We start from the raw sequence: 13,330 nt of genomic DNA, 5'->3' as shown, positions 1-13,330 counted from the left end.
AGCAGCCTTTGGAAAGTATCGAGCGCGCGATCAGGAATGCATTTGCCAAGGCTGACGCATATAATCCGGCGACCCGCCAGCGAATCTATGAATCGGCCTGGGGTGCGCATGAGCGCGCGCTCGCGACGAACACCGCGCTCAGCGACGCGCAAAAGGAACAGCGTCGCCAGAAGCTGAAGGACGCAATCTCCGGCATCGAACAGGAATTCAAGACTGGTGAAGATAAGAGCGCTCGTCACGAGCCGACGCTCGATGCTCCGCTGAGGGAAGACCCGGTTTTGGGCGACAGGGTGGAGCAAACATCGCCCGCGCTCGATACCGGCGATATTCGTTCGACTTCGCGGCAGAAGAAGCGCAGCAATTCAGACCTTGGCTATGAAGGCGGCGTCTTGCGGAAGGATCGCCGGAAGAAGAAGCGCCATTCGCCTTTCTACAGCTACGGCATTCCGGCGCTTGTGCTCGCAGTAGCGGCTTTTATCGGCTATTCGCTTTATAACAGCTTTATCGATCTGAGCCGCGGACCGGCGAACAATCCGCTGCATGGCGAGGGCAATATTGCGCCTTTGAAAGAAGGCGAGGAGCCGGGCGGGTTGAAATGGATAACCATCTTCCAGCCCTCTGAGGCCACACGCATGTCCGTCAAGGGGCGCGCCACGGCTGAAATCAGGCAGGAGGGCACGCGCAGTTTTGCCCGTATCCAATCCGCCGGTGCTGAAGATACGGTCACATTCGATGTGGGTGAAGGCATTTTGGATCAACTGGCGGGCAAGACGGCGACCTTCGATATCGTGGCGCGTGCTGATGATGGCAAGATGACCCAGATGTCGGTCAACTGCGATTTCGGCGGTCTCGGCGATTGCGGACGCAGGCGCTATGACGTGCGCGATTCCGCGAGCGATTTCCTTTTCGACATGGATATGCCATCGGGCAAGAAGGCAGGCCGTGCAGGCACGATCACGGTCAATTCGGACCTCAGCGGTTCCGGCAAGCCGGTCAACATCTACGAAATCCGCGTTTCCACGGCGGCCGAATAATCAGGTCAGCAGTTTTTCCAGTGTTTCAAGCCGGTCCGCTTCGCGGGGCGGCTTGTCCCAGCGAAGCCGCGAGAACCGCGGAAAGCGCATGGCGACGCCCGATTTGTGGCGCGTGGAGCGGTTAAGGCCTTCAAAGGCGACCTCCACCACAAGCCCATGATCGGGTTCGGCGCGTACGGATCGCACCGGCCCGAAGCGTTCGGTGGTATTCTCGCGCACAAACTTGTCCAGCAATTTCAGTTCTTCGTCGGTAAAGCCGAAATAGGCCTTGCCGACCGGCACGAGCACGGGTTCATCTTCCGGCCCTGTCCAGACAGCAAAGGTGAAATCGGAATAATAGCTGGACCGCTTGCCATGTCCGCGCTGGGCATAGACGATCACCGCATCGACGGTGAAGGGATCGCGCTTCCATTTGAACCACGGCCCCTTGGGGCGGCCGGGAAGATAGGCGCTGTCATGGCGTTTCAGCATGACGCCTTCGATGACCGGATGGGGCGGATTGGCGCGAAACCGCGCCAGTTCCCCAAAGTCGGCGAAAGGCAGGACGGGTGAGAGGTCGAACCGGCGTGGATCGAGCCTGCTGACGAAACTTTGCAGGCGGGCACGGCGCTCCAAGAAGGGAAGGGCGCGCAGATCGGTGCCGGTCTGCTGGTTGCCTTCCTGCAACAGGTCATAGGCCCGCACGAAAGCCGGATAGTCGCGTAGCTGCTTTGCGCTTACGGTCTTGCGGTTCAGCCTTTGCTGGAGGTCGGAAAAGGTAGCGGTTTCTATGCCGGTTTCGCCGTGATGGCCGACGAGCAACTCGCCGTCGATTGCACCTTCGAAATCCATGGCTTCCAGAATATCCGGAAACGCGCCGGAAATATCGTCCCCGGTGCGTGAATAGAGACGGCGTATACCGTTTTCGGCGACGGCCTGAACGCGAATGCCGTCCCATTTCCACTCGGCGGTAAAGGCGGATGCGTCGAGCGCGGGAATTTCCGCTTCATCAAGGGCCGTCGCCAGCATGACTGGGCGAAACGGCGCGGCTGCGGTGGCTGCCGGTTTTTCACCGCGACCTTCCAGCCATGCGAAAAGCGCTTCATAGGGCGGTGACTGGCCGTGCCAGAGTTCTTCTATTTCCACGACGTCGACGCCACCGAAATCCGCCAGGGCCTGTTTGGCGAGACGGGCGGAAACACCGACGCGCAGGCCGCCGGTGACAAGCTTCAACAGCGCGTAACGTTCAGAAATGCCAAGTATGTCGAGCCACCCGGCTACGAGCATCGGACCTTCGCGGCGCGACGCATTCTGTAATTCGTGCACCAGAATGCCAAGCGGCAGATCGGTGCCCGGAGCCGTTTCGCTGGGGCCGGGCCAGATCAGCGAAATCGTTTCGGCAAGGTCACCGACATAGTCGTAGGAATAGGCAAATAATGTCGGGTCTGTCCGCTCGGCGATGAGCGCCCGCAACATGGCCGGTTTTACGCTTTGCAGTTCAAGATCGCGGGTGATCGCGGCCAGCGCCACCCCGCGATCAGGATCCGGCGCGGTGCGGAAATAGTCGATGAGCAATCGCAGCTTGCCGTTGCGCTGCGGCGTCAGAACCAGCCGGTCGAGAAGTTCGGCGAAAGCGCGCATCAGTCGCCCTCATCCTCATAGCCGACGAGGTGCAGCGGCTTTGCCGCTATGTTCTGCAACTCGCACCAGCGAACAAGGGCTTCTTCCCGCCCATGTGTGACCCACACTTCCGCGGGAGCGATTTCCGTTATGGTTGCCGTCAGCTCATCCCAGTCGCAATGGTCGGAAATGATCAGCGGCAGTTCCACGCCTTGCTGCCTGGCGCGCTGGCGAATGCGCATCCAGCCGGAGGCGAAGGCTGGAACGGGATCGGGAAACCGCCGCGCCCAGCGGTCGGAAAACGCCGATGGCGGGCCGACGATGATCTTTCCTGCAAAATCCGGCTGTGCCTCGTTGCGTTCCAGTGTCGCCGGTTCGAGAGGCCCGAGATCGATACCTTGCGTTTGATAATACTCGCAGATCTTTTCCAGCGCGCCGTGAATGTAGATCGGCTCGGCATAGCCCGCATTGCGTATGAGTTTGATGACCCGCTGTGCTTTTCCCAGCGAATAAGCCCCGACAAGATGCGCACGCTCGGGAAATTGCCGGATTGATTTGAGAAGCGTCGCGATCTCGTGGGATGCCTCCGGATGACGAAATACCGGCAGGGCAAAGGTTGCTTCGGTGATGAAGACATCGCAGGCGACAGGTTCGAAAGGCGCGCAAGTCGGATCGGCTGCGCGCTTGTAATCGCCGGAAGCGACGATGCGGACGCCGTCCATTTCCACCGCGATCTGGGCCGAGCCAAGCACATGGCCCGCACCATGAAAACTTATCCGGACGCCGTTGATCGTCAGGCTCTCGCCGAGGTGTATCGGTTGCGTCGCTTCCGCGAAGTTTGCGCCGTAGCGCAGCGCCATGATGTCGAGGGTTTCGGGAGTTGCCAGCACATGCGAGTGGCCCGAGCGTGCGTGATCGGAGTGCCCATGGGTGATGAGCGCGCGTTCCACCGGGCGCACCGGATCGATGTAGAAATCGCCGGGCGGGCAATAAAGGCCTTTGGGAGAGGAGCAAAGAAGCTGATTGAAGCGCATGGCTTCAAGATAGGTCACGAAGTTTGCGACGCAAAGGGAGGGAACCCTTTGCTGCTGACAAAATGAGAACAAAAGTGAACAAACATCTTGGCGGCTTGCCTTGCTGCGATTAGATTGGCGGTGTGACACTGAACCTGAAACCCGCCGCCGCATCTGCCGCTTTCCCCTTGCCGGACCGTTTTCTCGAATGGTTTGCGGCCAAGGGCTGGTCGCCGCGCGCGCATCAGCTGGAGCTTTTGGCGCGTGCCGAACAGGGGCAGTCCACGCTTCTGATCGCGCCGACCGGAGCGGGCAAGACGCTGGCTGGCTTTCTGCCTGCGCTGGTGGACTTGGAACGAAATGGCCGAAAAAAACCGGGTATGGCGAAGCGCGGCGTGCATACGCTTTATATCTCGCCGCTAAAGGCGCTTGCGGTCGATATTCATCGCAATCTCACAGTGCCCGTCGAGGAAATGGGCCTCGACATCACCATCGAGACGCGCACCGGCGACACGCCAGCGCACAAGCGCCAGCGCCAGAAGCTGGCTCCCCCGGACATTCTGCTGACGACGCCTGAGCAGCTTGCGCTGTTGATCGCATCCAAGGGTGCGGAACAGTTCTTCAAGGGGCTGCGCTATGTGGTGCTGGACGAGTTGCACTCGCTGGTGATTTCCAAGCGCGGGCATCTTCTGGCGCTTGGGCTGGCGCGGCTGCGCCGCCTGCAACCACAATTGCAGACCATCGGCCTTTCCGCCACGGTGGCGGAGCCCGATGAGTTGCGCCGCTGGCTGGTGGAGCAGGATGGCACCGGCTCCATGGCTGGCCTTGTGACGGTCGATGGCGGTGCCAAGCCCGAGATCACCATTCTCGATTCCGAGGAGCGTGTGCCATGGGCGGGACATTCCTCGCGCTACGCGATACCCGATATTTACGAGGCGATCCGTCAGCACAAGACGACGCTTTTGTTCGTCAATACGCGCAGCCAGGCGGAGATGCTGTTTCAGGAGCTCTGGCGGATCAACGAGGACACGCTGCCGATTGCGCTGCATCACGGCTCACTTGATGCAAGCCAGCGTCGCAAGGTCGAGCAGGCCATGGCCGCCAACACATTGCGCGCTGTCGTTGCGACCTCGACGCTCGATCTCGGGATCGACTGGGGCGATGTCGATCTGGTCATCCATGTGGGCGCGCCAAAGGGCGCGAGCCGCCTTGCGCAGCGTATCGGCCGCGCCAACCATCGGATGGATGAGCCAAGCCGGGCCATTCTCGTGCCCGCCAACCGCTTCGAGGTGATGGAGTGCCGTGCCGCACTCGACGCCAATTATCTGGGCGCGCAGGACACGCCGCCCTTGATCAACGGCGCGCTGGACGTGCTGGCGCAGCACGTCCTCGGCATGGCCTGTGCCGAACCTTTCAATGCCGATCAGCTTTATCGTGAGGTGCTAAGTGCTGCACCTTATTCGACCCTTCCGCGGGACACGTTCGACCGCATTCTGGAATTCGTGGCGACGGGCGGCTATGCGCTCAAGACCTATGAGCGGTTTGCGAAAATCCGCAAGACGGTGGACGGCACATGGCGGGTGTCCAATCCGCGCATCGCGCAGCAATATAGGCTCAACATTGGCACGATCGTCGAAGCGCCGGAATTGAATGTGCGGCTTACACGCGGAGGAAAGGGCGGAAATGCCAGGGGCGGACGAGTCCTTGGCCGCATCGAGGAATATTTCCTGGAAACGCTGACGCAAGGCGACACTTTCCTTTTCGCGGGCAAGGTGCTGCGTTTCGAAGGCATCCGCGAAAACGAATGCATCGCCTCCAATGCTGCGGGGCAGGACGCGAAAATTCCCGTCTATGCAGGCGGCAAGTTTCCGCTTTCCACCTATCTCGCCGCGCAGGTGCGCGCCATGCTTGCCGATCGCACACGGTGGCAGTTTTTGCCGGAACAGGTGCGGGAATGGCTGGAAGTGCAGCAATGGAAATCCGTGCTGCCAGCAACGGATGAGCTGTTGATCGAAACCTTTCCGCGCGGCAATCGCTTCTACATGGTCGCCTATCCGTTTGAGGGCAGGCTGGCGCACCAGACGCTCGGCATGTTGCTGACGCGCCGTCTGGAGCGCATGGGCGCGCATCCGCTTGGCTTTGTCGCCACTGATTATTCGCTGGGTCTCTGGGGCCTCAAGGATATGGGCGCGATGATCGGCACGGGAAAACTCAGCCTCACCCGCCTGTTCGACGAGGACATGCTGGGCGATGATCTCGAAGCATGGCTTGATGAAAGCTACCTGTTGAAACGCACTTTCCGCAATTGCGCCGTGATTTCCGGGCTTATCGAACGCCGTCATCCGGGACAGGAGAAGACAGGCCGTCAGGTTACGGTTTCCACCGACCTGATCTATGACGTGCTCAGGACCCACGAACCGGACCACATTCTGTTGCAGGCGACGCGCGCGGACGCAGCGACCGGACTTCTGGATATCAAGCGTCTCGGCGACATGCTGGCGCGCGTGAAAGGCCATCTGCTGCACAAGCCGCTCGACAGGATTTCGCCATTGGCGCTGCCGGTGATGCTCGAAATCGGGCGCGAGCGCGTGGCAGGCGAGGGCGATGAAATGCTGCTTGAAGAAGCTGCGGACGATCTGATCAGGGAAGCAATGCAATGAAGACTGCGGTGTGGGGAAATGGAGAGGCCTACAATATGGCCCATGCCGAAGTGCGCGGCGTCGCGGCTCTATGCGATCCATCCGGCGCGCTGTTCCTGCCCGACCTGCATATACTCATCGTTTCCGACCTGCATCTGGAAAAAGGCTCGTCCTTTGCCCGGCGCGGCCAGCTTATCCCGCCCTACGATACGGCAGCAACGCTCGACATGCTGGCGCTTGCAATCGCGCGCTATCAGCCGCGAACCGTCATCAGCCTCGGCGACAGTTTTCACGATGCCAAGGCCAGCGAACGCCTGCCGTCGCTTTATGCCATCCGGCTGAAGTCGCTGATGGAGCATCGCGACTGGTTCTGGATTACCGGCAATCATGATCCCGATCGCCCGGTCGATCTGCCGGGCGATTGCGTGGAGGAACTGGCAGCCGGGCCGCTCACTTTCCGGCACGAGCCGTCACGCAAGGCGGGACAGGGCGAGATTGCAGGCCACCTTCATCCCGCCGCCCGCATCGTCAGGCGCGGCCGGTCGGTGAGGCGCCCCTGTTTTGTGAGCGACGGCGAAAGGCTTATCATGCCGGCTTTCGGGGCCTATACGGGCGCGCTCAATATTCTGGATCGCGCATTCCGTGGGCTGTTCGCCGACGAGACCCTGCGCGCCTATATGCTGGGGCAGGGCAAGGTTTATCCGATTGCGCGCGGCGCCCTTTACGGGGGTTAATCCCGCCGGAACAGAATGCGTCCGAACCAGCCGGTGAAGACGGCAAGGAAAACCGCAAACAGACCGTAGAGAAAGCTGTTCTGGTGGGCGGCGTTGTAGATGCTCTGTTCGAAACCCGCCTTGACGATTTCCAGGCTGGCATTGGCTTCCCGCAGGAAAACGCCATTGCGAAACAGAAGCGCCCGGGCCTTGTGACGGCCGACCGGGACATTGGCGGGCAGGTTCAGCGTGGCGCGGAACAATGTGCGTGAAATGAACTCCACGCCACCGACGCGCTGCGTATAGAGACCTTGCCGGATTTTCATTTCGCGCAGTTCATTGCCGAATCTCGGAATATTGCCCGACAGGCTGGCGGGATCTTCCGGCACGAGATAGAAATTACGCACCCCCACCGAAAGCTGGCGATAGGTTTTCTCGTCCGTAATGTCCTGCAGGTTGCGGGTCGAAGCCAGCGAATAGGAGAGCGGCACGCCCATGAAGGTTTCCGAAACCGCATTTACCCACACGCCGAGATAACGGTCCTTCTTGCGCACCACCAGATCGCGGGACGGGCCTTGTAGAACCACGACGATATCGTAACGGCCCTGCCGCTGAATGGACGGATCGGCATTGTCGAGCGCGCCGAATATGGTGAGATCGGTGCCGCCGAAATTCGATGTGATGGCGATGGTTTCGGTCGAAAGGCCGATTTCGATGGTTTCATCCGCCGGGTTCTGCAACTGCGGAACCGTATTGCCACTGCCGCTGGAATCGACCTGCGCCAGCGCACTTCCTGCCGTCAGGAGCAGGAACAATGCGGAGAAAAGCGTAAGGCTCCGCATGTCAGATATCCGCAATCGAGATGGAGAACAGATTGTCCGGCCGCACGAACAGGCCGAAGGCAAGGCGCAGGCCGACGGCAAGCACGAGAAGCGCAAGCAGGAGACGCAACTGTTCGCCGCGCAGTTTTTGTCCTGCGCGTGCGCCATATTGCGCGCCGATCACGCCGCCAACCATCAACAGGAAGGCAAGCACGATGTCGATGGACTGGTTGGTCGTCGCTTGCAGGACGGTCGTTACCGCCGTGACGAAGGTGATCTGAAAAAGCGAGGTTCCGACTACCACATTGGTCGGAACATGCAGCAGATAGATGAGCGCCGGCACCATGATGAAGCCGCCGCCGACACCCATGACCGAGGAAAGAAGGCCGATGAAGAAGCCGATGCCCAGCACCGGAATGATGCTGACATAGATTGTGGACGCGCGAAACCGCATCTTGAAGGGCAAGCGGTGTATCCACGTGTGCTGGCCGGAGCGCCGTACCGCACCGCCCTGACCCTTCTTCACCCGGCGAAGCGCACGCAGGCTTTCGACCAGCATCAGTCCGCCGACTGTGCCGAGAAAGAAGACGTAGAGAATGGAGACGATGAGGTCCAGCTGGCCGAGATCGCGCAGCCAGGAGAATACAAATATACCAACGAGGGAGCCCAATATGCCGCCCGCCACGAGAAACAGGCCCAGCTTGATATCGAGCGTTCGACGTTTGAAATGCGCAAGCGCGCCGGAAACCGACGAGGCGATGACCTGATTGGCGCCTGTCGCGACCGCGATTGCAGGCGGGATGTTATAAAATATCAGCAGTGGCGTGATGAGAAAACCGCCGCCGACGCCGAACAATCCGGATAGAAATCCCACAGCGGCGCCCATGCCGAGAAGAACCAGCATGTTGACCGATAATTCCGCAATGGGAAGATAAATACCCAATTCCCAACCCGGCTTTCACGAACGCATGACATACAGCTGCTTGCGGTCGCGTTTCTCCGCAAGATATCTCAGCTTACCAAAACATCTCCGGCAACATTATGAAACTGTTCTGCGCACGGAAATGCATGAAAACAAGTAGTTAGGCTTTAGTTCGCTCGTGAGTTCCAGCCTTGCCACTCCTGATAATGTCTTGCTCTGTCGCTGCCGCGAAGTCAAATGCCGATTGCCGATAAGGTTACCTTGCAGGAGTATATTGAAGGAAAAATTCGAACTGTTGTTTGAGAACAACAAAAAGAGCGCCAATGATCATAGAAAACAGCTTTCATCGATATAATCCCACCGATTATATAGGATATACTTCAGCGGCTCCGGTGCTGATGCGCTTTGAATCAGTCAGCTGCGTTCTGGCGATTACTGATGACGATATTGATATCTTCTTTCGGCGTGATGACCGAATAGCCGGACGACGGATAAAACTGCGCACGGATTGAAATGTTGTCCGACATTTTACTGTCGGTCAGGCTGCCGTTCTTTATGATGTAAAGATAGGGATTGGTCAGGTTAACACTGAAATTTCCGGCAAAGCGGCTGCTGGATTTGAAGCCGAAGCAGTTCATGCTTTCGGCATAATAGCTGCCGTTCATCACATTCCAGTCTTCCATCGGGCTGGAGCGCGTCAGGCAGGTTTTCTTGCCGTCGGGCGTGGTGAAATTGGCATTGAACGACACGGCTATGAAGATGTTCTTCAGTTCAAAACTGCCGGAGAGAACCTTGAAAATGGATTTGTAGGGATGAATGTCCTCGGCAGGGATAAGTTGCTTGTCGCCGGAGGAAATTTCAAAGTCGATCGCGTCCCCCTGGAAATTCTTTATATCCTTGTCGAGCGCGAGAGGGATTTTCGCGATGACACCGTTTTCCATGTCGTTGTTTACATGCAAGAGCATAGTCTATCCCCTCGTTGATAGGGCCTAGATAATAAGCCTCAACGAGTCGGATCAACCTGTCACTTCTTTCAGACGATTGCTGCCGGAACGTAAAAAGGGCAGCATGCCGCCCTTGCAAATACTCTTATGTCTCCAACGAGTTACTTGTTTTTCTCAAGAAGAAGCTGCACCAGTTTCTGGTCGACATCGCCCGTGGGCTTCTGCCCGTTCGCCTTCTGGAAGGCAGCAATCGCTGCACGGGTCTTGCCGCCCATCAGCCCATCCGGTGAACCGACGTCATAGCCGTTTTTCTGAAGGATGAGCTGGATGTTGCGAACGGCCTTCTTCATGTCCACCGAGCCGGTGGTGACCGGCTTGCTTTCCGTCCATGCGTCCGGCACGTCAATGGAATTGGTCGCCTGATCGAGCGGCTTCGCCTTCCACAGCTTCACAATATCCTTGGCGCGTTCGAGCTGTTCGGGCTTCAACGCCTTGGCGATCTGGTCGCGCTTGTCGGCGGCATCCTTGTCGCCGGCATTGGCGGCGAGCGAGAACCACTTGTAGCTTTCTTCCAGATTGACCGGCATGCCCAGCCCCTTGGCAGCAAGAATGCCGAGATTGAACTGACTGTCCTTGACGCCGAGTTCAGCTGCATCGGTGAACCAGCGCACGGCTGAAGCATTGTCCGGATTGCCGTTGGCACCGGTTGCGAAAAGGACGGCGAGATTGTGCATCGCACTCGCATTGCCCTGCTGCGCCGAGAGCTGATACCAGGTCTTGGCCTTCTCCAGATCGCGGGGCATGCCAAGGCCCTTTTCATTGAAGTTGCCGAGACGATACTGCGCCGGAGCAAAACCCTGGCCCGCTGAAATCTCGTACCATTTGGCCGCCTTGGCAAAGTCGGCGGCAACGCCACGACCTTCCATGTAACGATTGCCGACTTCAAAGAGCGCGCGCGCGTCGCCCTTGGCGGCGGCTTCACGAAGCGCTGCCGGACCGGCTTCTTCCGGCACGGGCGGAATGGGGGTCTCAGATTGGGCGTGGGGTTCGCTCGATGCCGCCGTTTCCACGGGCTTTACTGGCTGGGCGGCCGTTTCGGTCGGTGCGGCGGCTGGCTGTTCGATCCGCGTGGGGATTTCCATCGCCGCCTGTTGCTCGTCCGCCTGCGCAGCTTTTTCTGCGCGCGGTTCCGTGATCGGAGCCGTAGCTGCGGGGGCAGTTTCAGCGTTTGGCTCTGGCGCGGCGGTGGTATCGGACGCGATCTTGGCGGCGATTTCGTCGGCGGGCGCAGGCGCGACGTCGGCGGCAGTGGTGTCGATCTGCGCTGGCGCAGTATCGATTGCCGTTTCCACCGGTTCGTCACGGTTGAGGAAAGCGGAACCGATCTGCAAGCCGGCCATGGCGATCATCACCGCGCCGATAGCCATCAGGATAGGCTTGCGCTGGCGCTGTATCATGTCGCCGACAGACGATTTCTTCTTGTTCGTGCGCTTGGCCGCACCCTTCTGGAGCTGTTCGGACTCGGCAGCGGCCAGCTGGGCGGCGCGCCGGGCGGCGGTTATGAAGTCCACCTTGCCGTTGGCGGCAAGTGCTGCATCGGCGGCGTCTTCGCGCTGGCGGCGTTCTTCGCGCACCCGCTTCATGATCGAATTGAGGTCGGGCATGCCTTCGCCCTCATGGCGAGGCGATGGGGTCCTTTCCAGCTCGGGTTCCTTACGGGTGATCGCTTCGACGGCGGCAAATTCGCTGTCGAAGGCGGGCGCGTCGAGTGTCGCATCGAAGCCGCCTGCTTCAAGCGTTTCGCTGTCCTTTCCGGCGGTTTTGTCGGCGCGGCGACCGCGTATCGCCCTGGCAAAACCGCCGAAGAGCGATGACTTTTCAGCCGTGTCACCTGCTCGCATATCGGCGGAGCCGGTTTCGCTCTGGACGGTTGCGAAGGCCGCTGCCGCAGCCGCTGCGGCGGGCGAGCGAGGTGCCGACGGGCGCGGCGAAGTGGAATGGGGGCTGGCAAAGGTCTGTTTTTCGCCAGATGATCCCCCGGCGACGTCCTGTTCAAGCCGCGCCAGACGGTCGACAATCTTGACCAGCGTATCGTGGACGGTCTCGAATGTCTTGCCGTTACGCTCGTCGGAATTGCGCGCCAGGGCCTCGAGCGATTTCATGTCTTCGGCCAGTTGCCGGGCGATCGCGCCGTCATTGTGCGATCCGTGCTGCAGAACGCGTGCAACCGCGCTTTCGGCTGCTTCACGCGCGGCATCAAGCACGGTTTCCCGATTGGAAGCGATGGAACGCTCAATGGAATCGAGACGCGGCTTCAGTTCCGCGATCTCGGCAACCGGTTGCGCAAGATGGTGGGCGATACTCGCAATCTGATCCTCAAGGCTGCGGATCGCCTTCACGTCCAGCCCCGGACCGTCATAGGCAGGCGCCTGAAGGAAGCCCAATGAAATCTGCTGCGAAAGATCGTCAATACGGCCTTCGAGCGTATGGAGCGCGCTGGTGTCGACATGCTGCGTGGTATATTGCGCGTCGAGACGCTCGGTCAGTTCCGCAAAGCGGCGGTCGATCTTGTCCAGAACCGAAGGATGCGGCTCTTCTGCACGGCGTTCAGCCGCTTCGAGCTTCTGGCCGATGGCTTCAAGGCGTGCTTCAACCGCGTGATAGTCGGACTGGCTGAGATTTTCCATCACCTTGCCGACCTGATTGGCAAGCAGGTTGATCTGGTGCGCCAGCTGGTCGATGACGCCGTCCGGCAGTGCCGAACCGCCCGAAAGCCCGTCGATACGCGAGGAAAGTTCGCCGAGCTTGCGGTAGAGCGCGTCGGAGTTCTGCTGTGTTGCCGAAGTTGCGAGTTGTTCCGCCAATTCCGCCAGCCGGCTTTCGATCCGCTCCAACCGGCGGGCGCCGTCCTGATCGGGGCGCTGCGCGCGGCTTGTCGCGATGATGGCGCGGCTGATTTCGTCCAGCCGCTCGTCGATCTGCTGCAGGCGGTCCTGTTCGAGCGACGCCGCGTGTTGCGGGCTCAGCGATTCCTCGATGGAGTTCGCGAGCTGGCCAATGCGCTCTTCGATCGCGCTCAGGCGGTTCGATTGCGGCAAGGTGCCGATTGCATCGCGCACCTGCTCAAGCCGCGAGCCGATGGCGTCCAGCGCTGGATCGACGGCGTTGTGGCGCTGCTCGAATGCCTCGAAACGGGCATCGAAGCTGTCCCAGCGATTGTTGAGGCGGTGCAGGGTTTCCTCGCGGGCAAGGCTCCGGACGGTGCGGTTGAGCTCTTCGAGCTGGCGGCGCAACGCCTGCGCATTGGCCTCGCTGCTGCGATCCGCGAGATCGCGCACACTGTCGCTGATGCGTTCGAAGTCGTCGCTCACCCGTTGCGAGAAGCCTTCTTCGCTTGCGGCGCGCTGAAGGCGGGCCATTTCACGGCTGGCGTGGCTGACCTCCACACTTGATGCATATGGCCGCGGCTCTTCATGGCTTCCGCGCATGCGGCGAAGATTTTCGGCGATTTCGGCAAGGCCCGTGACGGTCTCGTCCGCATGGCGTACCGGCTGCCGCTCCGAGCGCAGAATATTGCGCATGTCGGGGGAGCCATCCTGTTCCAGGTCCATCAGGCGCTTCTCAAGGCTTGCCAAAGTGCGATTG

At 59.9% G+C, this 13,330-nt stretch carries 9 protein-coding genes; 3 read left to right on the top strand and 6 right to left on the bottom strand.

Going from position 1 to position 13,330, the window contains the following annotated elements; genetic code table 11:
- Nucleotides 1-8 precede the first annotated feature (8 nt).
- Nucleotides 9-1,034 (top strand): hypothetical protein, encoded by a 1,026-nt coding sequence (locus J9800_RS03980; RefSeq protein WP_114214667.1) that lies wholly within the window; start codon nucleotides 9-11, stop codon nucleotides 1,032-1,034.
- Here J9800_RS03980 and J9800_RS03975 read toward each other — a convergent pair whose 3' ends face one another.
- Both J9800_RS03975 and J9800_RS03970 read right to left on the bottom strand, forming a co-directional pair.
- Nucleotides 1,035-2,654, bottom strand: coding sequence for a cisplatin damage response ATP-dependent DNA ligase (locus tag J9800_RS03975; protein WP_114214668.1), 1,620 nt, complete (start codon nucleotides 2,652-2,654; stop codon nucleotides 1,035-1,037).
- Complete coding sequence (locus J9800_RS03970; RefSeq protein ID WP_114214669.1) at nucleotides 2,654-3,667, bottom strand: ligase-associated DNA damage response exonuclease; 1,014 nt, start codon at nucleotides 3,665-3,667, stop codon at nucleotides 2,654-2,656. The genes J9800_RS03975 and J9800_RS03970 overlap by 1 nt, the downstream gene beginning before the upstream one ends.
- A 122-nt stretch (nucleotides 3,668-3,789) precedes the next feature.
- Here J9800_RS03970 and J9800_RS03965 point away from each other — a divergent pair, with 122 nt between their 5' ends.
- The gene (locus J9800_RS03965; RefSeq protein ID WP_114214670.1) at nucleotides 3,790-6,306 is read left to right on the top strand and encodes a ligase-associated DNA damage response DEXH box helicase; all 2,517 of its coding nucleotides are present in this window, start codon (nucleotides 3,790-3,792) and stop codon (nucleotides 6,304-6,306) included.
- Nucleotides 6,303-7,019 carry a ligase-associated DNA damage response endonuclease PdeM gene (gene pdeM, locus J9800_RS03960; RefSeq protein ID WP_114214671.1) on the top strand — a complete coding sequence of 239 codons (717 nt, stop codon included), beginning with the start codon at nucleotides 6,303-6,305 and terminating at the stop codon, nucleotides 7,017-7,019. The genes J9800_RS03965 and pdeM overlap by 4 nt, the downstream gene beginning before the upstream one ends.
- Here pdeM and J9800_RS03955 read toward each other — a convergent pair.
- From J9800_RS03955 to J9800_RS03940, 4 genes are all read right to left on the bottom strand, one after another.
- Nucleotides 7,016-7,840, bottom strand: a complete 825-nt coding sequence (locus tag J9800_RS03955; protein WP_112587080.1) for a TIGR02186 family protein — start codon at nucleotides 7,838-7,840, stop codon at nucleotides 7,016-7,018. The genes pdeM and J9800_RS03955 overlap by 4 nt on opposite strands.
- A gap of 1 nt (nucleotide 7,841) precedes the next feature.
- Nucleotides 7,842-8,723, bottom strand: coding sequence for a sulfite exporter TauE/SafE family protein (locus J9800_RS03950; RefSeq protein ID WP_025090993.1), 882 nt, complete (start codon nucleotides 8,721-8,723; stop codon nucleotides 7,842-7,844).
- 428 nt (nucleotides 8,724-9,151) lie between these two features.
- On the bottom strand, nucleotides 9,152-9,706 hold the full coding sequence (locus J9800_RS03945) for a hypothetical protein (protein ID WP_114214672.1): 555 nt from the start codon (nucleotides 9,704-9,706) through the stop codon (nucleotides 9,152-9,154).
- Nucleotides 9,707-9,846: 140 nt separating this feature from the next.
- Nucleotides 9,847-13,104: a peptidoglycan-binding protein gene (locus tag J9800_RS03940; protein ID WP_502696702.1), complete on the bottom strand. Its 3,258-nt coding sequence runs from the start codon at nucleotides 13,102-13,104 to the stop codon at nucleotides 9,847-9,849.
- Nucleotides 13,105-13,330 lie beyond the last annotated feature (226 nt).

Source organism: Ochrobactrum sp. AP1BH01-1 (assembly GCF_018066705.1).
Classification (GTDB): Bacteria; Pseudomonadota; Alphaproteobacteria; order Rhizobiales; family Rhizobiaceae; genus Brucella.
The sequence above is the reverse complement of the archived record's forward strand: the minus strand, read 5'-3'. Positions and strand labels throughout refer to the sequence as shown.